Source organism: Marinobacterium iners DSM 11526 (assembly GCF_900107855.1).
In the GTDB taxonomy this organism is placed as follows: Bacteria; Pseudomonadota; Gammaproteobacteria; order Pseudomonadales; family Balneatricaceae; genus Marinobacterium; species Marinobacterium iners.
Window position 1 is genome coordinate 218,600 of record NZ_FNRJ01000003.1, and the last position, 22,463, is coordinate 241,062.

A 22,463-nucleotide genomic window follows, 5' to 3' on the forward strand; every position below is an offset into this window, starting at 1 on the left:
TGTACCATAAACAAAGCTTTTATCATGCCCGTATCACCGCCAAGGACAACCCTAAACATGACCCAGCCACTCACGCTTGAACGCATTGTCAACAAGTTGCCTCAGAAATTTAATCCCGAGCAGGCAACAGACCTCAATGCCATATTTCAGTTCCGGCTTACCGATGCCAAGCCTTTCTATATTGATATCCGTGACGGTGAATGCGCCAGCGAATATGGCCTGCATGAAGACCCCAACCTGGTACTGCATCTCGATGAGGCAACCTTGATCCGTATCATCAGCGGCGAACAGGATGGCATGGGGGCATTCATGAAAGGGCAATTGAGGGCTGAAGGCAACGTAATGCTCGCCACTCGACTGGGCAAATTATTCAGTCGATGAGTCATATTTGACAGCGAAGAAATGGTCGATCAACTGGCGCGCGATACTGAATGGCGGTGGCAGGTCCGGCAGGTCGTCTACTCCAAACCAGCCGGCTTCCAGAATCTCTTCACCATCCGGCACCAGCTCACCACTTAGATGGTCCGCAAAAAAACCAAGCATCAACTGATGGGGGAAAGGCCATGACTGGCTGGCAAAGAAGCGGATGTTATGTACCTTGACCCCCACCTCTTCATACACTTCTCGCTTTAGCGCCGCTTCCGCGGTTTCGCCGGCCTCAATAAAACCGGCAAGAGTGCTGTAGCGGCCGGAAGGGAAACGTGCAGAATGAGCCAGCAGACAGCGATCACCCCGGGTGACCAGAACAATGATACAGGGCGAGATGCGCGGATACTGAACAAGACTACAGACTGGACACTGCCGGGCCATATCTTGCGGGTGTGCTTGAAGAGTGCCGCCACAGCGGCCACAGAAACGGTGCTGATCGTGCCATGTAGCCAGCTGGGATGCGCGCGCCAGACGTGCGTACTCTACCTCATCAACCGACCGCGCCAGCAATCCACGTAACCCGTCAACCGCCGTCAGGCCCACTGGAGGCTGAGCCAGAACAGCAAGCCCGAAACCATCATCAACACCATAACGAACGTCCGTATCACCCACGTCTGCCGCCGTGAAGATAATCTGATCATCGCGTTGCAACAGCCGCCCCTCATGAGCAAGAAACCAATGCTCGGCGGTTATGGAATCTGCCATTACGCCCCCCTCAGCTCAGATTGCGCCAGACAGCCCCATCACTTTTCTTGTCCAACAGATCAAGAAACGCTTCATGGAGTGCAATTTCATCGGTGTTGGCCCGGACAATGGGTAACACCAAGGCACTGGCATCAATACGCCGAATTGGCTCTTCACCCTCACCGTCCTCGCTGTCACCCTGCCCCAGTTGCAGGCTGGTTTGCCCACCCGTCAGGACCAGATAGACATCGGCCAAAATCTCGGAGTCAAGCAACGCCCCGTGCAGTTCACGGTGGGAGTTATCGATGCCATAGCGACGACAGAGTGCATCCAGACTGTTGCGCTGCCCAGGATGTTTCTTGCGCGCCAGCATAAGGGTATCGATAACGGTGCAGATCTCATCCACTCGCTCATTGATACCGTTTCTGGCCAATTCAGTATTCAAGAAGCCGATATCAAAGGCTGCATTATGGATGATCAATTCAGCCCCGCGCACAAACTCAAGGAACTCGTGCGCAAGCTCGGCAAACCGTGGCTTGTCAGCCAGAAATTCATTGGTAATGCCATGCACCTCAATCGCTTCGGCTTCCACCTCACGATCAGGTTTGATGTATTGGTGCCAGGTATTTCCGGTCAGCTTTCGTCGCACCATCTCGACACAGCCGATTTCGATAACGTTGTGCCCTGCCTCCGGGTCGATACCGGTTGTTTCGGTATCCAGAATGATCTGCCGTACGCTCACGCCCTGCCAACCTCCTCTACACCACGATTTGCCAGCTGGTCGGCTCTTTCATTTTCAGGATGACCACTGTGCCCTTTGACCCAGCGCCATTCAATATCATGACGCGCCACTTGCTCATCAAGTGCTTGCCAAAGGTCAATGTTTTTCACTGGCTGTTTCGACGCCGTTTTCCAGCCATTGCGCTTCCAACCGGCCATCCAGCTGGTAATGCCTTGGCGCACATATTGTGAGTCAGTAGTCAGCACCACCTTGCAGGGGCGTTTAAGGCTTGCCAGCGCTTCGATGGCAGCCTGCAGCTCCATTCTGTTGTTGGTGGTATCCCTGGCACCGCCAAACAACTCCTTTTCCTGCTCACCATAACGCAGCAGAGCGCCCCAGCCACCAGGGCCAGGGTTGCCCTTGCAGGCACCATCCGTAAATACTTCTACTTCTTTCAAAAACTTTTTCCTCTGGCAGTCGGCTTGGGTTCAGCTACGGGCAGACTGAGCAAACGTCTGCGTTTCCAGCCCGGACGGATCGGAGTCATACCTGCCACATCCTTGCGCGCCAGCACCATCAATACAGCACCACTGCACCCAGGTACACGCCGACTCAAGCGCTCGAACAGGCTGAGGCGACATCGCCACAGCCGATTTTCCAACGGCAGGTGGTGGCAGGCGGTTTGCGCCCTGACTTCAGTCATTTCAAGCAGACTAAGCCAATCATGCAGGCGACCATGACTGATTAGATGGCCACCCCATGGGGGCAGATTACGTCGTTTCAGCCTCGACCAAAGCCCCCAGTAGCTGGCCGGATTAAAACTGAAGCTGAGCATAAAACCACCGGGACGCAGTACACGAGCGGCTTCTCGCAGCACCTGGTGCGGGTTGGCGGCATAATCCAGTGCATGGTGCAAAATCACGACATCCAGCTCATTGCTGCACACCGGCAGCTCATCATGGTCGGCAATGATGGTGAGCGGTTGAGCGCCCAGTTGCATCTGTGGCATCAGCATCACCTTGCGCGATACCGGACTGGCATCAAATAACACTTGCCGATGATCCAACCCCACCTGCAGCAGGTGATAACCGAACAGGGTCGGCAACACCGATTCTGCCAAGGCCTGCTCTGCCTGAACCACCTCTTGCCCCAGCGGGGTGTCAAACCACTGGCACAGCGGGGGAATTAACTGCTCGACGGGTAGCTGCTCATTGAACTTCATACCGCTGGAGCCCCATGCCGGACTAAGATTTCATCGCATTCAAGTATACAGTACCCTAGTTGTCATCTATACCCTAAGTGCCCTGCACCCATTGGGCATTGTGTATCTTCACAACTAAAAGCAGGAATCCCTAACATGTTTGACGTTCATCCAATCCCTGCCTTCAATGACAACTATATTTGGGCGCTTTGCAGCCCTCAGCAGCCGGCCGAGGTTGCCGTGGTCGATCCCGGTGATGCCGCTCCGGTTCTTGCATGGCTTGAAGCGAACAATTACAGCCTTGCAGCAATCCTGATCACCCATCATCATGCCGATCACACCGGCGGGGTTGAGACACTGCTCAACCATGCTTCTGTACCGGTTTACGGCCCCCAAAATTCGCCTTTTGAAGGTATCACCCATCCACTACAGGATGGTGAGACGCTGAAGCTGATGCAGCACTCTCTTCAGGTTAAGGGCGTACCCGCTCACACCAAGGACCACATCAGTTATTTTGTGGGCGGCGACCAGCCGCAGCTGTTCTGCGGTGACACCCTGTTTCTTGCCGGCTGCGGTCGGCTGTTTGAGGGCACTGCACGTCAGATGCTGGCCGCCATGCATTACTTTGCTTCACTGCCCGACAATACTGAGGTCTACTGCACCCATGAGTATTCACTGTCCAATCTTGCCTTTGCAGCCAGCGTAGAACCCGCCAACGCCGAGATTACCCGAGTGCATGAACGCTGCCACCATCTGCGCCACGAAGGACTGCCAACCCTGCCCTCCAGTATTGAACAGGAAAAACAGATAAACCCTTTCATGCGTACAGCTGAGCCCGATGTAATCAGCTCTGCTGAACATTACAGCGGCAACCCACTTAAAACCGAGGTAGAGGTTCTGGCAGCACTGCGAGAATGGAAGAACCGTTTCTGATTGACCGCAAACCTATTCCCCTCATAAAATCAGGCCTTTGCGATTTTTCGGGAACAGGGACTGATGCGACAACTGCCTGCTTTGCTTCTGGCAACCACCTTGGGTCTGGCGCTTACTGGCTGCCAGACCCAAACAGTACAAAAACAGCCACTCAAGGCATCCAGCCTGGTCAAACCCGTACAAACAGCAGCGCCCAGAGCGATCCAACCCGAGGAGAGCGACCTTTGGCAGCTTACCCGCCAGCATCTGCAGCTGCCGTTGGACTATCAGCACCCTCGGCTTGAAAGCCAGCTCAACTGGTATTTGCGCCACCCCAGCCATATGCCCCGCGTAACCGAACGCGCGAAACCCTACTACCATCACATCCTGCATGAAGTGCTCAAGCGCGACATGCCGGCCGAAATAGCTCTGCTACCCATCATCGAAAGTGCCTACGACCCCTTTGCCTACTCACACGGCAGTGCGGCTGGTCCCTGGCAATTCATTCCCGGCACGGCACGGCACTTTGGCCTTCGCTCCAGCTGGTGGTACGACGGCCGCCGCGACATTCTTGCATCCACTGATGCCGCTCTCACATACCTGGAACAGTTACATCGCCGTTTTGATGGTGACTGGTTGTTGGCACTGGCGGCCTACAATGCCGGAGGTGGAACCGTCAGTCGCGCCATGCGTCGCAACCGCGAGCAAAACAAACCGACCGATTTCTGGTCTCTGGACTTGCCTGCCGAAACCAAGGCCTATGTTCCCAAACTGCTGGCTGTGGCCCGGACAGTACGTGATGCCGACACCCTTGGAATCACATTAACTCACATCGACAACACCCCCTACTTTGAGGCTGTAGAAACCGGCGGCCAGATCGATCTGGCTCAGGCGGCTTCTATGGCCGGTCTTGATCTGGACACTCTGTACCAACTCAACCCCGGCTTTAATCGCTGGGCCACCGATCCTGATGGCCCTCACTTGTTGCTGGTACCAACTGAGAACGCCGCCCCCCTGCGCCAAGCTCTTCAAACACTGCCACCCGAAAAGCGGGTTAATTGGCACCGCTATACCGTACGTCCCGGTGACACCCTCAGCACCATCGCCCAGCGGTTTAGCAGCTCGGTCAGTGTGATAAGACAGGGCAACAAACTGAACAGCCACCTGATTCGTGCAGGCCAGGCATTACTGGTGCCAAAACCGAGTGCCTCGTCAGAAAGTTACAGCCTTAGCCTGGAACAGCGTATCCAGGCCGAACGCCAACAGCTTGAGCAACGTGCAAAGCGCAAGCACTACCACCGCGTCGATTCGGGCGAGAGCTTCTGGAGTATTGCACGCCGCTATGGTGTCGGCGTACGTGATCTGGCACGCTGGAATCAGATGGCGCCCAGCGATACGCTCAAGATTGGCCAGACGCTCCTGCTGCTCAACGTGGATATTGCCGATGCAAGCTGATCATGGATAACCTGAGTCTATTCATCATAGCGGTTTCAGTGTTGCTGGCCGTTCTATTCAAGTGGGTACTGTTTCGCAAGATTCGAGGCTGGATGGAGCGGGACCAGGAGCGAGAGCGTTCCAACGACTCCGAACCGGATTGACCCGGCGTTGTCACAGGACTACAGCACGGGTTAAATTCGCACAAAAACAATACTTCCAAGGAGAAAACAGTGCCTGTACAGTTGCGTTCAGTATGCCTTTATCTTTCTGCCGTTTTCTCGCTTCTGCTTTTCGGCCTTCCGTTGCATGCGGCCCCGGACAGCCAGCACGGCATTGCCATGCATGGCGACCTCAAATATCCGCCCGATTTCAGCCATTTCGACTATGTTAACCCGGACGCTCCCAAAGGCGGACATTTCAAGGAATCCTCCATTGGTACCTTCGACAGCCTCAACCCGTTCATAGTCAAGGGTACCGCCGCCGCAGGGACCGGGTTACTGTACGACTCTTTGATGGCGCGCGCACTGGATGAGCCCTTTTCCCAATACGGTCTCCTGGCCCAACAACTGCGGGTTGCCGTGGATCGCAGCTGGATTGAGTTCGACCTTCATCCTGACGCTCGATTCAGTGATGGGCACAGCGTATCGGCAGACGATGTCGTGTTCACGTTCGACATACTGCGCGAGAAAGGTAGCCCCTTCTTCAAAAGCTACTATGCAGGGATTCAAAGCGTAACGGCACTGAGCCCTCAGACAGTACGTTTCGAGTTTGGTGACAGCACCAACCGAGAACTCTCACTGATAATAGGCGAGGTTCCGATCCTGCCACAGCACTTCTGGGCCGAGCGTGATTTCGAAACACCATCACTGGAACCACCGCTTGGTTCGGGCCCCTACCTGATTAAAAAGATCGACCCGGGCAGAACCATCGTTTACACACGCAACCCCAACTACTGGGGACGCGACTTGCCAGTAAACCGCGGCCGTCACAACTTTGATCAACGCCAATATGACTATTATCGCGACAGTACGGTAGCACTGGAGGCCTTCAAGGCCGGTGAGTACGATTTCCGCAGTGAACATGCCTCCAAGGCCTGGGCAACCGGTTATACCGGCGCGCCCTTCGCTGATGGTCGCATCATCAAGGAAGAGATTGCACACGAAAACCCGCGTGGCATGCAAGGTTTCATCATGAACACCCGCCGGAGCATGTTCAGCCAGCCTGAAGTGCGCAAGGCACTTGCGCTTGCATTCGATTTTGAATGGACCAACAGCAACCTGTTTTACGGCGCTTACACCCGCAGCCACAGTTATTTTTCCAACTCTGAGATGGCTGCAGATGAGCTGCCAACCCCAGCTGAACTGGAGATTCTCGAAGCCGTGCGTGACCAGGTACCACCTGAAGTATTTACTCAGGTTTACCGAGCCCCAACCACGGATGGCAGTGGTCGCAACCGTGCGCAGTTGCGTGAAGCTCTGGGGCTTCTCAAACAGGCTGGCTGGCAACTTGAGTCAGGCAAGCTGGTTGACGGCAACGGCTCTCCATTTACATTTGAAATATTGCTGGTGCAGAAGGAATTCGAGCGAGTGGTTTCTCCGTTCATTCGCAATCTGGAAAGGCTGGGTATCAGCGCCAGTATCCGCATCGTCGACGTATCCCAATATATAAACCGGTTGCGTCAGTTCGACTTTGACATGGTGGTGTATGGCTTTGGCCAGTCCAGCTCCCCTGGCAATGAGCAGCGTGACTATTGGCATTCCAGCTCAGCTGACATGCCCGGAAGTCGCAACCTGATTGGCATTAAGAATCCAGCCGTCGACTACCTGGTTGAACAACTGATCGCCGCACCAGACCGGGAGCAACTGGTTTTGCGTGCCCGTGCGCTGGATCGAGTGCTGCAGTGGAATCATTATGTGATTCCCCACTACCATATCAGTGCCTATCGCATCGCGTACTGGAACAGGTTCGCCCACCCTGAGGTAAGTCCTGCCTATGACCTCGGCCTTGATACCTGGTGGACCAAGCCCTGATGGCCGCGTACATTGTCCGTCGCCTGTTGCTGATCATACCCACGCTGCTGGGGATACTGCTGCTCAACTTCATACTGGTTCAATTTGCTCCCGGCGGCCCGGTTGAACAGACTATTGCGAACCTTGAGGGGCTCGGGATTGATGCTGGCAACCGCATCGGCAGCGGCGCACAGTCCGACATCGCTGCTGGCAGTGAAAACAGCGGCTACCGCGGAGCCCAAGGGCTGGATCCTGCTTTGATAGCTGAAATAGAGCGCATGTATGGCTTTGACAAGCCAGCACACGAACGCTTCTTCCAGATGCTGCAGAACTACCTAATGTTCGATTTTGGCAAGAGCTTCTACAGCGACAAAAGCGTTATCGACCTGATCATCGAAAAACTCCCGGTTTCAATATCTCTGGGCCTTTGGACCACACTCATCACTTATTTAATCTCGGTCCCGCTTGGCATCCGCAAGGCCGTACGTGATGGCTCATCGTTCGATGTCTGGACCAGCAGCGCCATCATTGTGGGGTACGCAATTCCCAACTTCCTGTTTGCCATTTTATTGATCGTTCTGTTTGCAGGCGGCACCTGGCTGGAATGGTTTCCGCTACGCGGACTGACTTCGCCCGACTTTGAACAGATGACCTGGTGGCAACAAGTGGCAGACTACTTCTGGCACATCACTCTGCCGGTACTGGCTTCGGTGGTCTCCAGTTTTGCCACACTGACCATGCTGACCAAAAACTCATTTCTGGATGAAATACACAAGCAGTATGTATTGACTGCCCGCGCCAAGGGACTGGATGAAAACGCGGTGCTGTACCGTCATGTATTCCGCAATGCCATGCTGTTGATCATTGCCGGCATGCCCGCCGCCCTCATCGGCATTTTCTTCACCGGATCGATGTTGATCGAAGTGATTTTCTCTCTCGATGGACTCGGACTGCTGGGCTACGAAGCTGTCATCAATCGAGACTACCCAGTGATCTTCGGTACACTCTACATTTTCACGCTGGTGGGTTTGCTGCTGAAACTGGTCAGTGATATCACCTACACGCTGGTAGACCCCCGTATCGACTTTGCCAGCAGGGAGGTATAGGCCGGTGCAGCTCTCCCCTTTGCAACGTCGTCGTATTGACAGCTTCAAGCGCAACCGCCGAGGCTATTGGTCACTCTGGATCTTTCTAATCCTGTTTGGACTGAGCCTGGTCGCCGAACTGATTGCCAACGACAAACCACTGCTGATCAGTCACGGGCAGCAGCTCTACTGGCCACTGGTCCAGGAATACACCGAGGCTGACTTTGGTGGCGACTTTGCCCTGCCCGTGGACTACCGAGACCCCTTCATTCAAGAGTTGATTACAGAGTCCGGGGGTTGGACCGTTTGGCCACTGATCCGCTTCAGCTACAGCACCATCAATTACGATCTTGAACAACCTGCTCCTTCGCCACCAACGGCAACCAATTGGTTGGGGACGGATGATCAGGGCCGGGATGTACTGGCACGTGTCATTTACGGTTTCCGTATTTCGGTTCTGTTTGCACTGGCGCTGACACTGGCAAGCTCGGTTATCGGCGTCTGCGCCGGTGCTGTTCAGGGTTACTACGGCGGCCGCATCGATCTGTTTTTTCAGCGTTTTATCGAAATCTGGTCTGGCTTGCCCGTACTCTTCCTGCTGATAATACTGGCTTCACTGGTACAGCCCGGATTCTGGTGGCTGCTCGGCATCATGCTGCTGTTTTCATGGATGAGCCTGGTCGATGTCGTCCGGGCCGAGTTCCTTCGCGGACGCAACCTTGAATATGTGCGTGCCGCACGCGCGCTAGGCCTTAGTGATACCCGCATCATGTACCGCCATGTACTGCCCAACGCCATGATCGCGACCCTGACGTTCATGCCCTTTGTGTTTAACAGCGCCATCGTTACACTGACCGCCCTCGATTTTCTGGGCTTTGGTCTACCCCCGGGTTCGCCATCCCTGGGCGAGCTGGTCTCACAGGGCAAGGAAAACCTTCACGCCCCCTGGCTGGGCCTGACCGCATTCATCTCGCTGTCGGTCATGCTGACGCTGCTGATCTTCATCGGTGAAGCAGTCCGTGACGCCTTCGATCCGAGGAAAGTCTGAGTGAGTACACCGCTGATCTCTGTCCAGAATCTCAGTGTCCGTTTCGGCTCTTCACGCGAGGCGGTTGTGCGCAATATCAGTTTTGATATCGAGCCGGGCAAAACGCTTGCCATCGTTGGGGAATCGGGCTCTGGCAAATCGGTTACGGCTCTTTCACTGCTGCGACTTTTGCCCCAGGCACAGACGGAAGGCGCCGTGTTGTATCAAGGTGAGAACCTGCTTCAGGCACCTGAGAAGCGATTGCTGCAACTGCGTGGCAACAGGGTGGGTATGATTTTTCAGGAGCCGATGACCTCGCTCAACCCACTGCACACGCTGGAGAAGCAGATCGGTGAAACTCTGCATCTGCATCGCGGCCTGAGCCTGCCCTCATGTCGCACTCGTGCGCTTGAACTGCTCGACCTGGTAGGGATTGATCACCCTCAGGAGCGGCTGGGTCAGTACCCGCACCAGCTTTCAGGCGGGCAACGTCAGCGCGTCATGATCGCAATGGCCCTGGCCAATGAACCTGAACTGCTGATTGCCGACGAGCCGACAACCGCTCTCGATGTCACCATACAACACCAGATCCTCGAACTGCTCAGACGTGTTCAGAAACAGCTTGGCATGGCGATCGTACTGATCTCTCATGACTTGAATATTGTACGCAGGGTAGCGGACTCGGTGTGTGTCATGCATAAGGGAGAACTGCTTGAGCAACAGCCCTGTGCCGAGCTGTTTCGCGCTCCCCGCCATGCGTACACACGTAATCTCCTGGCTGCCGAACCGGAAGGCCAGCCAGCTGCAATTGCCGATCCTGATGATATTATCCTTCAGACCCATGCGTTGAAAGTCTGGTTTGCCGAGCGCAAGGGAATACTGCAACGAGTCAGCCGCCATCACAAAGCGGTGGACGAAATAGATCTGCAACTCGCTCGCGGTGAAACACTGGGCGTTGTCGGCGAGTCCGGCTCGGGCAAAACCACGCTGGCACTGGCCATATTGCGACTGATCAGCAGCAAGGGCGAAGTGGTATTCAATGGTGCAGAGCTTTCAAACCTGAAACAGAAACAGCTCAGACTCTTGCGCAAGCAGTTGCAAGTGGTGTTTCAGGACCCCTTCGGCAGCCTGAGCCCACGCATGAGTATTGCCGAAATCATCGCTGAAGGCCTGGAGGTTCAAGGTATCACCAAGCGTAGTCAGCAGGATGAGCAAGTATGCCTCGCCCTTCGCGATGTTGGGTTGGACCCCGAAGTACGACACCGATATCCGCATGAGTTCTCGGGCGGACAGAGGCAGCGCATCGCCATCGCACGGGCACTGGTGCTGCGCCCCAGGCTGATCATTCTCGACGAACCCACGTCCGCACTGGATCGCACCGTACAGAAGCAGATCATTCAGCTGCTGCGTGATCTGCAACGGCAGTATCAGCTCAGCTATCTCTTCATCAGTCACGATCTGGCCGTGGTCAGGGCCATGAGCCATCGGGTCATGGTGATGCAGGCAGGCAAAGTCGTTGAGCAGGCCTCGACAGAACGGCTCTTCAGCCGCCCGGAGCACCCCTACACTCAACGCCTGCTTGAAGCCGCTGCCGTGCCATCTGGCTGAGTTTAAAACCCGGCAAAACTGAAAAGGGCCGCATGTGCGGCCCTTTTCAGTTTCCATCAGCAGATCTGCAACCTAGTTGCGCTCAATTTCGGCAGCCTCGGTTAATGCCTCTACATGCAGCTGATAGTCCAGCTGGCCATTACGGCTGGCCAGGAAGGCAGCCATCTGGCGCTTCAGGTCAGCGTCAACATCAGCAAGGTCTGGGTCCTGAACTGCATTGACTCGAACCAGTGCGCGGTCTCCGTTCGGCAAACGTACAGTTCCAAATGATGCCGCATCTTCCGCCGGACGAGGCAGCTCAAATGCCTTACGATTGACAGCAGACGGCATGTCTGCCTGCTCACGCTCTGCAGAAGCCACTTCACTCCAGCTCAGCTCAGAAGCAACAGTGTTCAGGGAATTGCCAGACTCGAAGTCCGCCAGCAACTGTTGCAGGCGAGCCTCCAGTGCCGCTTCCGCCTGTTCACGTCGCAACTCGCCTTCAAGCTCATCACGCACTTCATCCAGCGACAGCTGGCGTTCTGGAATCTGCTCTTTAACCCGTACAACTACTGTTGTTTCACGATCCAGCTCGATGGGGTCACTGTTAAGACCTTCACGTGTCAACTCTTCACTGAACGCAGCCTTGACCACGCGAGGGTTGGAGGCCAACCCGCTCTCACTGCCAGCCTGCCCAAAAGGCTCGGTCTGATGAATTTCCAGCCCCAGTTCCTCTGCCGGGACATCAAGATCACCCGCCGAAAAGCTCAAGTCAGCCAAGCGTTCAAGCGCAGCCACATATTCAGCCTCAGCACGGGACTGGGCCAATTCACGCTGCAATTCAGCAGCCATCTCGTCAAACGCCGGCGGCTCAGTGTTGCGCACATCGTTCAGCTGTATCAGATGATAGCCAAACTCGGTGCGAACAGGCTCTGATATTTCACCCGGCTGCATGGCGAACAGCGTATCCTCAAACGGGCCCGTTAGTACACCACGGCTATTGTAACCCAGATCACCGCCCTGCTCGGCAGATCCGGCGTCTGCCGAAAACTCCTGTGCCGCTTCGGCAAAGCTCAGCTCACCATCCAGAATGCGCTGACGAACAGCCTCAGCCTGTTCCTGTGCATCCTCTTCAAACAGAATGTGAGCTGCCGCACGCTCTTCAGATGCCTGGAACCTTGCCAATTCCTGCTGATACGCACTTTCCAGCTCTGCATCGGTGATTGCGTCGAGCTTAACAAAATCAGCCTGATTCAGCTCCACATAGTCAAGCACGACCTGCGGCTGGGTCATGAAGCGTTCCAGCTGCTCCTGATAACGCGACTCAAGTTCTGCATCAGTTACTTCAGCAGTCTGCATGAACTGGTCAAGTGACAGCTCTGCCCAGGCAATATCACGGGTTTGTCGATCCAGCCTCAGCAAGCGCTCAACCTGCTGCTCAGTCGCGAAGGCAGACAGCTGGAAAGCGTTGCGTTCCTGCGCAATCAACTGCTCCTTGCGCAATAAGTCACGATACATAAGCGGGGTAAAACCGGCACCACGCAGTACCGCTTCAAACTGGTTGCGGTCAAAACGACCATCAACCTGGAAATCCGGTGTGCCCACGATCATCTGATCAATCATCGCTTCGGACAGATACAGACCCTGCGACTCGGCAGACTGCAGACGCACCTCCTGATCAATCAGGGCCTGCAACACCATACGGCGCAGCTGATTTTCATCGATATCCGCAGGATTGCCGTTTGCACCCATCTGGGCCAGCAACTGGCGCCGCTGCAGCTCGATACCACGCTGCAAATCCTGGTTACTGATCTCTTCACCATTCACTTCAGCCGGCGCCTTTTCACTGTTGGCAAGCCCGACAAGCGACTCAACGCCGAACAGAGCAAAGGTGACGATGATCAGGCCAACGATGACCTTGGCGATGATCCCTTTGGAATTTTCCCTAATGGATTGCAGCATGGTTTGGGTTCACTCTGACTCTTTTATAAAAAAAGCGCATTCAGCCCTGAATGCGCTTTCTTGGACTACGAAGACAGTTCTCTGCTTCCAGTGAACGTGCCCGAATCTGGCGGAACGGACGGGACTCGAACCCGCGACCCCCTGCGTGACAGGCAGGTATTCTAACCAACTGAACTACCGCTCCAGTATCAGGACTTCAGATCCCGTTTACTTGTTGACCGCGTCTTTCAGCGCTTTACCCGGCTTGAAAGTCGGCAGGGTTGCAGCAGCAATTTCAATCGGGTTGCCAGTCTGTGGGTTGCGGCCGGTACGTGCGGCACGCTCTTTGGTGGAGAAAGTACCAAAACCTACCAGAGCAACGGATTCACCGCGCTGCAGAGCTTCAGTGACCGCATCCAGGGTAGCATCCAGTGCACGGCCTGCAGCTGCTTTCGGAATATCAGCAGATGCAGCAATAGCGTCAATCAGTTCAGACTTGTTCACATTGTTCCCCTTATCGAATCGTTATCGTGTTCTATCCGTTGTTGTCGTTGCCCAGCGCATAGTCTGCAACTTTATACCAACTGCCTGAAACCGGTGTCAACTGGCCGCAGCCCTTTTCTGCCGCGGCCTCCAGTTAATGTGTACTCAGTTGACCCGGCTCAGCATGTCCCTTTTTGGCCTCGGCAGCAGCAGGTTCTTCAACCTCTTCCGGCAAAGGTGTCGGGTGGTATGCCAAGGCAACATCCAGCACTTCATCAATCCACTTCACTGGCCGAATATCGAGATCTGCCTTGATATTGTCAGGTATTTCCTTCAAATCGCGGGTATTTTCCTCCGGAATGATCACCGTACGAATCCCGCCACGGTGCGCTGCAAGCAGCTTTTCCTTCAGCCCACCAATGGCCAGAACCTGTCCACGCAGGGTAATTTCGCCCGTCATGGCGACCTCTGAGCGCACCGGAATTCCGGTCAAGGCAGACACCATCGCCGTACACATACCAATGCCGGCACTGGGGCCATCTTTCGGGGTTGCACCTTCAGGAACATGGATATGAATATCGTTTTTCTCGTGGAAGTCAGCCTTAATTCCCAGTGATCGAGCCCGGTTGCGCACCACGGTCATGGCTGCCTGGATCGATTCTTTCATTACATCACCCAACGATCCGGTGTGGATCTGACGCCCCTTGCCGGGCACGACAGCTGACTCAATGGTGAGAATATCGCCCCCAACTGAAGTCCAGGCCAGACCCGTTACCTGCCCGACCTGATCCTGCTCTTCAGCCATGCCAAACTTGTATTTCTTGACGCCGTTATACTGCTCCAGCTCTTCAGCCGTAACCTTGACCACATCACCCTTGCGCTCAAGGGCAAGCTCACGCACAACCTTGCGTGCAATCTTGGCGATCTCGCGTTCAAGGCCACGTACGCCTGCCTCACGGGTGTAATATCGAATCAGACCCAGTACGGCATCGTCGGTGATCTCCAGCTCTTTGGCCTTGATTCCGTTGTTTTTAAGCTGTTTCGGCAACAAGTACTTGCGCGCAATATTAAGTTTTTCGTCCTCGGTATACCCCGGAATCCGAATGATCTCCATACGGTCCAGCAAAGGCCCCGGGATGTTCATCGAGTTCGATGTGCACACGAACATCACGTCAGACAGATCGTAATCCACTTCGAGGTAATGATCGTTGAAACTGCTGTTCTGTTCGGGATCTAGCACCTCCAGCAATGCCGATGAAGGATCACCACGATGGTCCATGCCCATCTTGTCGATTTCATCCAGCAGGAACAGCGGGTTCTTGACACCGATGCGTGACATCTTCTGAATCAGTTTACCCGGCATGGAGCCGATGTAGGTACGACGATGACCACGGATCTCGGCTTCATCACGCACACCACCCAGCGCCATACGTACATACTTGCGGTTTGTCGCACGTGCTATGGAGCGGCCCAAAGAGGTCTTGCCGACACCCGGAGGCCCAACCAGACACAGAATCGGCCCCTTAAGCTTCTTCACTCGCTTCTGTACGGCGAGATACTCGAGAATGCGATCCTTGACTTCTTCAAGACCGTGATGATCCTCATTGAGGATCTTCTCGGCATGTTTCATGTCCAGGCGCACACGAGAGCGCTTGACCCATGGGATTTGCAGCATCCAGTCAATGTAGCCACGCACCACCGTTGCTTCAGCACTCATGGGCGACATCATCTTCAGCTTGTTGTATTCGTTGAGCGTTTTGTCCAGTGCTTCCTGAGGCATGCCGGCGCTTTCGATGCGGTTCTTAAGCTCTTCCATATCGGTAGAGCCGGTCTCATCCATATCACCCAGTTCCTTCTGGATCGCCTTCATCTGCTCATTGAGGTAATACTCGCGCTGACTCTTCTCCATCTGTTTTTTTACACGGCCCCGGATGCGCTTTTCGACCTCAACCAGGTCGATTTCCGCTTCCATCAGTGACATCAGATGTTCAAGACGTTGACGTGTACCCAGAATTTCCAGAATGGCCTGCTTCTCATCCAGCTTGAGGGCCATATGTGCAGCGATGGTGTCGGCCAGACGGCCAATGTCGTCAATATTCTGAAGCGAGCTGAGCACCTCGGACGGGATTTTCTTGTTGACCTGTACAAAGCGCTCAAACTGATCAAGAGCCGTTTTTTTGTAGACCTCAGCCTCCGCCGCACTTACATCTTCTACCGGCAACACCGTCACCTGTGCGTGGAAGCATTTTTCAGACTCAGACAGGGCTCTGATCTGCGCACGGTAATCACCTTCAACCAACACCTTCACGGTGCCATCAGGCAATTTCAGCATCTGAAGTACGTTCGCAACGCAGCCGACAGAGAACAGAGCTTCAGAATCCGGTTCGTCCTCAGACGCACTCTTCTGGGCCACCAACAGAATCTGCTTATCACTGGCCATTGCCAGTTCAAGGGCATGGATGGATTTTTCACGCCCGACAAACAGCGGGATCACCATGTTGGGATAAACCACCACATCACGCAGTGGCAGTACCGGAAGCTCGACGGTCACAGCGTCATCTTTTGCTTCAAATTGATCCATGATGGAGTGCCTCTTTACAGGGCGCCTGTGCATTAGGGCCGGCGCATCTTCGGATAAGTGTCAGGTTAGTCTTTCAATGGGGCTCGTTCCAGCAATTACAACCGGAGCGGTGGCTTTTTTCGCAACTGCACAGAAGACAGCGATTCAACCAAGGGCGAGGCGGTCGGATATGACCGCCTGCAGAGGAGATATTACTTGAAATAGGCGTTTTCACGCACAGTATGGTCAGTGGCATCACGCACACCGATAAGCCCCGGAACCCGCTCTATCAGTGTCTTCTCAACCCCATCCTTGAGGGTCATGTCAACGGCACTGCAGCCTTGGCAGCCACCGCCAAAACGCAGTACGGCAATGGTACCGGCCTCATCTTCGATCAAGTCTTCCAGTTTGACTTCGCCACCGTGAGACGCGAGTCCGGGGTTGATCTCCGAATACAGAATATAATTGATCTGCTCATTCATTGGACTGTTGGGCGACACCTTGGGCACCTTGGCGTTAGGCGCCTTAATAGTCAGCTGACCACCCATGCGATCGGTGGCGAAATCGATGTAGGCCTCTTCCAGATACGGCAGACTGTTACGCTCCAGGTAAAAGCGCAGCAGTTCATAGTCGATGATTTCATCTTCCGGATTGACCTCATCCGGACGGCAGTAGGCCAGGCAGGTTTCTGCATAGGCAGTACCCGGCTGGGTCACGAAAAGACGTACCGCAATACCTTCAACATTCTGCTTTTCAAGCAGCTCTGCCAGATAACGCTCGGCAGATTCAGTTACCGTAATAGTCATGGCTAAACCTTGTGGATCTGATGTTTCGAATACCTTGAGGATACACTCAAATTAAACCCGAGTAAATTGATCGGATATTAATCAATAAGCCGAACGGTCACGCTGTTGCCAAGCTGAACGTGCCATTTCAAGCCAGTGCGCCTGCGATTGCATCACGCCCTGTGACAGCAACCGCAGGATCACAGCCAAGGTGTTGATAACGGCCCCTTCACCATAGGCATGACTGATTTCACCACGCCAAAGCCGCAACAGATCTTCAGGATCGAGCTGCTCGTCACGAACCAGCCGCTGCTGCTCGATGCGGGGCCATGTTTCCTGGTGCAACTCGCCGGCCGTAACCCAGTGAAGCTCTGTATCCGAATCAGGTTTCACCTCGGCCTCACCACCATCACCACGGATAGTCAGGCTGTGAAGGGTGCCCAGCAGCTGTGCCGTTTGCTGGTGCATCGGCGCATAGGGGGGATGAAACACCCCATCCACACTACAGGCGGCATCCAGCGGGTTAAGCAGCCTGCACAGCGTGTGGACCGGAGAGCGAAGCCCCAGTATTGGCCGCAGCTGAATCAGTTCTCCCAGTACAGGCACCATTTGATCGATGGAGTAAAAGGCCAGCCTATGCCGCTCCAGTGAGGCACGTGCCTCAGACCAGTTTTCGGCAGCACTCAGACCGAACATGCTCAGCAGATCTTCAGTATAGATGCGCCCCGGCGTATGCCCTCTGGCGCCGTGCATGAACACACTTACCCCCTGCCCTGCCAGTACCAGCGCCGCCAGAAAAAACCAGGGCAACCGACGTTTCTTGCCCGCATAAGTGGGCCAATCCAGATCTGCAGTAAGTGATTGAGGCCGGTTCAGGCGCAGGCGCACAGCCTGAGCGAACCCCTGCAACTCTTCAGGGGTTTCTTCTTTCATCCGGATCAGCATGAGAAAGGCACCCAACTGCTCCGGCCTGACCTGCCCATCCAGGATCATGCCCATTGCATCCCGGGCTTCCTCCATGGTTAACGAACGGCTTCCTTTTTTACCCTTGCCGAGTATGCGCACATAGACTGCAAATGGATGTTCCTGTTGCATGAGCCCTCTACTCCAATGAGCCTGTGCATTCCAGCTACTGCCTGCAGTTGCTAGAATGTCTGCCTTACAAAGCGGAAATTATGACATGAGTCGGAAACGAATTCAGTTTGGCGCTCCCCGGCGCAGTAAAAAAGCCGTCGTGAGTGATACGCCACTTGAGCTGACGGTGGATCGGTTGAGCCATGAAGGTCGTGGCATTGCCAACCACAACGGCAAGACCACTTTCATAGCAGGCGCACTGCCTGGAGAGCAGGTCCAGGTTCGTCTGACACAAATACACAAACGCTACGACGAGGCAGAACTGCTCCAGGTTACACACTCGAGCCTTGATCGCCGTGAGCCCGCCTGCGCCCATTTCGATCAGTGTGGTGGTTGTGATCTGCAGCATCTTGATATTGTTGCGCAACGACTTCACAAACAGCAGCAGGTACTGGACCAGCTCAAACGTTATGCCGGTGTACATATACAGCCAGAGCAGCTATTCCCGGCCCTTACAGCTGCTCCGCTTGGCTATCGCCGTGCGGCTCGCATCGGCCTGAACCAGCGCCAGCGTGATGGTGAACTTTTGGTTGGGTTTCGCCGCCGCGGCAGCAACAAGCTGCTGAATATCGACCAGTGCCCGATACTTGAGCCTCGCCTGCAACCCGTGTTCGATGTGGTGCGACAACATCTTTCAGACGCCACTGATGTTCGTCAGCTGACTCATATTGATCTCAGCCATGGTGATCAAAGCGGATTCATTTGCTTTCGTGCCACTCGCTCACCTTCGGCAGAATTAATGCAGCGCCTGCAGGCTATTGCTGATGCATTACAACTGCAGCTTATCGTCGCGCTCAATGATGCCACGATTCCAGCTGACCCAGCCCCCTGTCATTACAGTTTGCCGGAGTTCGAGCTTGAACTTGCGTTTGGCAGCAGCGACTTCATTCAGGTTAATGCCGACCTGAACCGGCTGATGGTCCGGCAGGCTGTTGACTGGATGGATCCCGGCCCCGAAGAGCGTGTATTGGACCTGTTCTGCGGGCTCGGCAACTTCACCCTGCCTCTGGCACAGAACGCCGCCCAGGTGGTTGGTATTGAAGGATCTTCCGACATGGTTGCTCAGGCTCAGCGTAATGCCGCCAGCGCCGGACTCGATAACGCTCAATTCTATCGCGCCAATCTGAGTGAAAGCTTTGTCCACGCCCCTTGGTACCGCAGCGGCTTTGACCTGATCCTGCTTGATCCACCTCGCACAGGAGCGCGTGAGGCAGTGCAGCAGCTGGCTGGCTATGGTGCCCGCAAAGTGCTCTATATATCCTGCAACCCATCGGCACTGGTCGCGGACCTGCCCCTGCTGCTGCAGGCAGGATACCGCGTCACCCGGTTTGGAATTATGGATATATTCCCCCAAACCTCTCATGTCGAATCCATGCTGCTGCTTGAGCGTACACCGTGATCGAATACCTCTATCAGGATCAACAGATGGTGGTTGTGAGCAAGCCGGCAGGGATTCTTTCCGTGCCGGGCCGCGGTCCCGACAAGCAAGACTGCGTTTGGTATCGTGTACAACAGAAACATCCGACTGCGCGCATCGTACACCGCCTGGACCAGGCCACATCAGGTTTGATGGTACTGGCCCTGACAGCAGACAGCCACAGAGCGCTGAGCATCCAGTTTCAGGAACGCATACCGAAGAAGCGTTATCAGGCGATAATCGCAGGCGAGCCCGTGCAAAATGAAGGCACGGTTGAACTGCCTCTGCGCTGTGACTGGGAGCGACGCCCGAAGCAGATGGTCGACATGATTGAAGGCAAGGCCGCCCTCACTCTCTGGCGGTGTATTGAACGCTGCGGTGATCGCAGCCGGGTACTGCTGTTCCCACATACCGGTCGCTCGCACCAACTGCGGGTACATATGCTGGCTTTGGGTCACCCTATCCTAGGTGATGAATTTTATGCGCCTGATGAGATTGTTATGCTCTCACCTCGCCTGCTACTGCATGCCGAGCATCTGGCCTTGAACCATCCCGCAAGCGGGAACTGGCTCGAATTCGACTCTGACTGCCCATTCTGATTACAAAAAAAATGGAGGCACAAGCCTCCATTTTTGTTTCCGCAATCATACCTTACTCAGTTCTGTGGCAGCTGATCCTTCACTGTCCAGAGAATCTCTTCAGCCACAACCGGAGCAGCTTCCAGGCCCTGGTCGTTCAGTACCGACAAGAATACACCGGTCCGGGTACGGTTGAGTCGCAACTGGTAACGTCCGGTATGCTCGTAGTTGCCGGTTTCAGCATTGTAGTTTCCACTGTCACCGTTACCGAACACATAGACAACCTTACCGGCAAACCAGATTTTATAACCTTGCTGGTTAGCGGGGTTGTTCGGATCGGAGAGGTCATTGTCCATAGGTGCTTCGTCTTCAGAATCACTGCTGGGGCTCGCACCGGTCGAACTGTAACTGATACCGTCCTCACCTTCTTCCTCACTGCCCCCCAAAGCTGCACTGATCGCACTGGTGTCTAGCTTGATATCGCCTCGGTCAGAGTGCAACCATTCGAAAAAGCCCATCTTCTCGGTATCATCAAAGGGGGTAGTCGTGGTGTAGGTAAGATAGAACAGACCTGCAGACTGATCACGAGTACCCACATCCACTTCGGCCCCATCCAGGGCATCACTAACTTGCTGCCATGCCTGGTCAATGTCAGAGTTGATCCGCAATACAGGGTTGCCACGGGAATCACGTCCGAGCAGTGGTCGCTGCGCACGCTGCTGTTGCATTGCCGTGTAGGTGTTGGCTGTCTGCTGTCCAGTAGACTTGCTCAGGTAACGCAGCAGCTCGAACATCATGTCCGACTTGTACTCTACATCACGTGCCTGCTGTTCCCAGTTGATATTGGCAACATCGGCTCCATCCGGATACTGTACATGCTTCAGCCGCACAGCCGTACGACCGTAATCATCCGGATCGGGGCGCAGACTCATGCGCAGCTTATTCTGGGTTGGGCCTTCAATATTCTGCAACGTTAGCCGTTTGACCCAACGGTCAACAAAGTTGTATTCGCGACCATCCAAGCGAATCCAGTCGGTCTCCATTACCCCCTGGCGAGGATCGGCACGACTGATGTCAATGTTGTTGAACGCCCAGAAGTCCTGCGCCTTTAACCATACATCCGCAATCGGCTCATCCACAACAATCAACTTCTCACCGTCTTCTCGTCGGAAGTTGACCGAATCGCTGCCCGACTCCGCGTAAAAGAACTCCGGGCGAGGCACCCTGAAGTCACTGTCACTGCGGGTTGCGGTTACACCCACATCAGGTACTACCAGTTGTTCCTGCAACTGTTTGGCGCGCAGGTGAGGCGGCAACTGCAAACGCTCATTGCCACTGGCAAGTTCGTAATCCTGGCTGCGGTCACGGATCACACCGTTTTCACCATATACAGGGTTGTTCTTGACCATGCCGCAGCCTGAGAGCGCTAACAGCGCAATCAGGCCTGCCGGAAAACAAATGGTTCGGAAATTATGCATGACGATTCCTGTCAAATGATGCCGGATTCACGCAGGGAATTGCGGACCAGTTCGTGATACTGCTCAGACAGAATCGTCAAAGGCAAACGGATACCGGAGTCGATCAGTTTCATTTCAGTCATGGCCCATTTGACGGGAATCGGGTTGGCCTCAACGAACAGATTCTTGTGCAGCGGCATCAATTTCGCCTGCAGCTCACGAGCCGCTTTCGTATCACCCTGCAGACCGAAACGACACAACTCTGCCATTTCGGTAGGCGCCACGTTGGCTGTAACGGAGATATTGCCCTGACCACCCATCAGGATCAGCTCGATTGCAGTCGCATCGTCACCGGAGTAGACAGCAAAGTCGGTCGGCACCTTGTTGATCAATTCACGTGCGCGATCCAGATCACCGGTTGCTTCCTTTATACCCACGATATTATCGATCTGGCTCAACCGCAGCACGGTATCCGGCAGCATGTCGCAGGCTGTGCGGCCCGGAACATTATAAAGGATCTGGGGAATATCAACGGCCTCGGCTATCGCCTTGAAGTGCTGGTACAGGCCTTCCTGGGTTGGCTTGTTATAGTAAGGGGTTACCAGCAAGCAGGCGTCAGCACCCGCTTTGGCAGCTCGCTCGGTCAACTCAATCGCTTCCTGAGTGGAGTTGGCACCAGTGCCAGCGATGACCGGAATACGGCCTCCGACCCGATTGATGATCGCACGGATCACATCCAGGTGCTCATCGTAGTCCAGCGTAGGAGACTCGCCTGTGGTACCGACTGCCACGATGGCATCGGTACCCTTGTCGAGATGAAAATCCACGATTTTGTCCAGCGCTGGCCAGTCGATATCACCATTGGCTGTCATAGGGGTCACGAGCGCTACAATACTGCCGCGAATCATCTCTGTCTCCATCTTGAATTTGAGAACTCTCAGGTTGCCGCTTCATGCTACCGGTCCAGACAAACAGCCTCAACCAGCCAGCACTTTTTTGCTATCGTAATAGACCGA

Annotated in this window: 20 protein-coding genes, 1 tRNA gene and 1 pseudogene; 10 read left to right on the top strand and 12 right to left on the bottom strand. The window is 54.8% G+C overall.

From position 1 onward, the window contains the following. The first annotated feature begins 57 nt into the window (after nucleotides 1-57). Nucleotides 58-381, top strand: a complete 324-nt coding sequence (locus BLV48_RS05690; RefSeq protein ID WP_091824408.1) for an SCP2 sterol-binding domain-containing protein — start codon at nucleotides 58-60, stop codon at nucleotides 379-381. Here BLV48_RS05690 and nudC read toward each other — a convergent pair. Genes nudC through BLV48_RS05710 form a run of 4 tightly spaced genes read right to left on the bottom strand, consistent with a single transcriptional unit; the run spans nucleotide 367 to nucleotide 3,056 of the window. Continuing rightward, entirely contained in the window at nucleotides 367-1,134 is a 768-nt protein-coding gene (nudC, locus tag BLV48_RS05695) for an NAD(+) diphosphatase (protein WP_091824411.1), read from the bottom strand. The genes BLV48_RS05690 and nudC overlap by 15 nt on opposite strands. Nucleotides 1,135-1,144: 10 nt before the next feature. Continuing rightward, on the bottom strand, nucleotides 1,145-1,855 hold the full coding sequence (gene dnaQ, locus BLV48_RS05700; protein ID WP_091824413.1) for a DNA polymerase III subunit epsilon: 711 nt from the start codon (nucleotides 1,853-1,855) through the stop codon (nucleotides 1,145-1,147). After that, a complete protein-coding gene (gene rnhA / locus BLV48_RS05705) occupies nucleotides 1,852-2,292 on the bottom strand; it encodes a ribonuclease HI (protein ID WP_091824416.1) in 441 nt (146 codons plus the stop codon). The genes dnaQ and rnhA overlap by 4 nt, the downstream gene beginning before the upstream one ends. Next, nucleotides 2,289-3,056, bottom strand: a complete 768-nt coding sequence (locus tag BLV48_RS05710) for a class I SAM-dependent methyltransferase (RefSeq protein ID WP_091824419.1) — start codon at nucleotides 3,054-3,056, stop codon at nucleotides 2,289-2,291. The genes rnhA and BLV48_RS05710 overlap by 4 nt, the downstream gene beginning before the upstream one ends. 135 nt (nucleotides 3,057-3,191) lie before the next feature. Here BLV48_RS05710 and gloB point away from each other — a divergent pair, with 135 nt between their 5' ends. The 7 genes from gloB to BLV48_RS05740 all read left to right on the top strand — a co-directional run bounded on the left by gloB (nucleotide 3,192) and on the right by BLV48_RS05740 (nucleotide 11,113). Further along, nucleotides 3,192-3,968, top strand: coding sequence for a hydroxyacylglutathione hydrolase (gene gloB, locus BLV48_RS05715; RefSeq protein ID WP_091824421.1), 777 nt, complete (start codon nucleotides 3,192-3,194; stop codon nucleotides 3,966-3,968). A 63-nt stretch (nucleotides 3,969-4,031) separates the two neighbouring features. Continuing rightward, nucleotides 4,032-5,402, top strand: coding sequence for a LysM peptidoglycan-binding domain-containing protein (locus BLV48_RS05720; protein WP_091824424.1), 1,371 nt, complete (start codon nucleotides 4,032-4,034; stop codon nucleotides 5,400-5,402). A 2-nt stretch (nucleotides 5,403-5,404) separates the two neighbouring features. Further along, nucleotides 5,405-5,545 (top strand): hypothetical protein, encoded by a 141-nt coding sequence (locus tag BLV48_RS18950; protein ID WP_175527595.1) that lies wholly within the window; start codon nucleotides 5,405-5,407, stop codon nucleotides 5,543-5,545. Between the two features lie 69 nt (nucleotides 5,546-5,614). Then, on the top strand, nucleotides 5,615-7,414 hold the full coding sequence (locus BLV48_RS05725; RefSeq protein ID WP_091824427.1) for an extracellular solute-binding protein: 1,800 nt from the start codon (nucleotides 5,615-5,617) through the stop codon (nucleotides 7,412-7,414). Further along, entirely contained in the window at nucleotides 7,414-8,499 is a 1,086-nt protein-coding gene (locus BLV48_RS05730) for a microcin C ABC transporter permease YejB (RefSeq protein WP_091824568.1), read from the top strand. Before BLV48_RS05725 ends, BLV48_RS05730 begins: the two co-directional genes overlap by 1 nt. Before the next feature lie 4 nt (nucleotides 8,500-8,503). After that, entirely contained in the window at nucleotides 8,504-9,526 is a 1,023-nt protein-coding gene (locus tag BLV48_RS05735) for an ABC transporter permease (RefSeq protein WP_091824430.1), read from the top strand. Further along, nucleotides 9,527-11,113 carry an ABC transporter ATP-binding protein gene (locus BLV48_RS05740; RefSeq protein WP_091824433.1) on the top strand — a complete coding sequence of 529 codons (1,587 nt, stop codon included), beginning with the start codon at nucleotides 9,527-9,529 and terminating at the stop codon, nucleotides 11,111-11,113. A 72-nt stretch (nucleotides 11,114-11,185) separates the two neighbouring features. Here BLV48_RS05740 and BLV48_RS05745 read toward each other — a convergent pair whose 3' ends face one another. From BLV48_RS05745 to BLV48_RS05770, 6 genes and pseudogenes are all read right to left on the bottom strand, one after another. After that, nucleotides 11,186-13,054, bottom strand: coding sequence for a SurA N-terminal domain-containing protein (locus tag BLV48_RS05745; RefSeq protein ID WP_091824434.1), 1,869 nt, complete (start codon nucleotides 13,052-13,054; stop codon nucleotides 11,186-11,188). A 107-nt stretch (nucleotides 13,055-13,161) separates the two neighbouring features. Beyond that, nucleotides 13,162-13,238 (bottom strand) — tRNA-Asp (locus BLV48_RS05750). A 23-nt stretch (nucleotides 13,239-13,261) separates the two neighbouring features. Then, nucleotides 13,262-13,540, bottom strand: a pseudogene (locus BLV48_RS05755) (HU family DNA-binding protein); the annotation flags it as partial. Nucleotides 13,541-13,670: 130 nt separating this feature from the next. Beyond that, the gene (gene lon / locus BLV48_RS05760; RefSeq protein WP_091824439.1) at nucleotides 13,671-16,097 is read right to left on the bottom strand and encodes an endopeptidase La; all 2,427 of its coding nucleotides are present in this window, start codon (nucleotides 16,095-16,097) and stop codon (nucleotides 13,671-13,673) included. A 191-nt stretch (nucleotides 16,098-16,288) separates the two neighbouring features. Next, complete coding sequence (nfuA, locus tag BLV48_RS05765) at nucleotides 16,289-16,882, bottom strand: Fe-S biogenesis protein NfuA (protein WP_091824442.1); 594 nt, start codon at nucleotides 16,880-16,882, stop codon at nucleotides 16,289-16,291. Between the two features lie 81 nt (nucleotides 16,883-16,963). Next, nucleotides 16,964-17,956: a glycosyl transferase family protein gene (locus BLV48_RS05770; protein ID WP_091824445.1), complete on the bottom strand. Its 993-nt coding sequence runs from the start codon at nucleotides 17,954-17,956 to the stop codon at nucleotides 16,964-16,966. Between the two features lie 85 nt (nucleotides 17,957-18,041). Here BLV48_RS05770 and rlmD point away from each other — a divergent pair, with 85 nt between their 5' ends. Continuing rightward, nucleotides 18,042-19,394: a 23S rRNA (uracil(1939)-C(5))-methyltransferase RlmD gene (gene rlmD / locus BLV48_RS05775; RefSeq protein ID WP_091824448.1), complete on the top strand. Its 1,353-nt coding sequence runs from the start codon at nucleotides 18,042-18,044 to the stop codon at nucleotides 19,392-19,394. Continuing rightward, on the top strand, nucleotides 19,391-20,011 hold the full coding sequence (locus BLV48_RS05780; RefSeq protein ID WP_354406264.1) for a pseudouridine synthase: 621 nt from the start codon (nucleotides 19,391-19,393) through the stop codon (nucleotides 20,009-20,011). The genes rlmD and BLV48_RS05780 overlap by 4 nt, the downstream gene beginning before the upstream one ends. Before the next feature lie 56 nt (nucleotides 20,012-20,067). Here BLV48_RS05780 and bamC read toward each other — a convergent pair whose 3' ends face one another. Both bamC and dapA read right to left on the bottom strand, forming a co-directional pair. Then, the gene (gene bamC, locus BLV48_RS05785) at nucleotides 20,068-21,468 is read right to left on the bottom strand and encodes an outer membrane protein assembly factor BamC (protein ID WP_091824450.1); all 1,401 of its coding nucleotides are present in this window, start codon (nucleotides 21,466-21,468) and stop codon (nucleotides 20,068-20,070) included. Between the two features lie 11 nt (nucleotides 21,469-21,479). Next, nucleotides 21,480-22,355 carry a 4-hydroxy-tetrahydrodipicolinate synthase gene (dapA, locus tag BLV48_RS05790; protein ID WP_091824453.1) on the bottom strand — a complete coding sequence of 292 codons (876 nt, stop codon included), beginning with the start codon at nucleotides 22,353-22,355 and terminating at the stop codon, nucleotides 21,480-21,482. Nucleotides 22,356-22,463: the final 108 nt, after the last annotated feature.

Bases quoted from the DNA above. Each gene is read 5' to 3' on its own strand.
- BLV48_RS05690 (WP_091824408.1), top strand. From the start codon at position 58: ATGACCCAGCCACTCACGCTTGAACGCATTGTCAACAAGTTGCCTCAG.
- nudC (WP_091824411.1), bottom strand. From the start codon at position 1,134: ATGGCAGATTCCATAACCGCCGAGCATTGGTTTCTTGCTCATGAGGGG.
- BLV48_RS05710 (WP_091824419.1), bottom strand. From the start codon at position 3,056: ATGAAGTTCAATGAGCAGCTACCCGTCGAGCAGTTAATTCCCCCGCTG.
- gloB (WP_091824421.1), top strand. From the start codon at position 3,192: ATGTTTGACGTTCATCCAATCCCTGCCTTCAATGACAACTATATTTGG.
- BLV48_RS05720 (WP_091824424.1), top strand. From the start codon at position 4,032: ATGCGACAACTGCCTGCTTTGCTTCTGGCAACCACCTTGGGTCTGGCG.
- BLV48_RS18950 (WP_175527595.1), top strand. From the start codon at position 5,405: ATGGATAACCTGAGTCTATTCATCATAGCGGTTTCAGTGTTGCTGGCC.
- BLV48_RS05730 (WP_091824568.1), top strand. From the start codon at position 7,414: ATGGCCGCGTACATTGTCCGTCGCCTGTTGCTGATCATACCCACGCTG.
- BLV48_RS05745 (WP_091824434.1), bottom strand. From the start codon at position 13,054: ATGCTGCAATCCATTAGGGAAAATTCCAAAGGGATCATCGCCAAGGTC.
- lon (WP_091824439.1), bottom strand. From the start codon at position 16,097: ATGGATCAATTTGAAGCAAAAGATGACGCTGTGACCGTCGAGCTTCCG.
- nfuA (WP_091824442.1), bottom strand. From the start codon at position 16,882: ATGACTATTACGGTAACTGAATCTGCCGAGCGTTATCTGGCAGAGCTG.
- BLV48_RS05770 (WP_091824445.1), bottom strand. From the start codon at position 17,956: ATGCAACAGGAACATCCATTTGCAGTCTATGTGCGCATACTCGGCAAG.
- rlmD (WP_091824448.1), top strand. From the start codon at position 18,042: ATGAGTCGGAAACGAATTCAGTTTGGCGCTCCCCGGCGCAGTAAAAAA.
- bamC (WP_091824450.1), bottom strand. From the start codon at position 21,468: ATGCATAATTTCCGAACCATTTGTTTTCCGGCAGGCCTGATTGCGCTG.
- dapA (WP_091824453.1), bottom strand. From the start codon at position 22,355: ATGATTCGCGGCAGTATTGTAGCGCTCGTGACCCCTATGACAGCCAAT.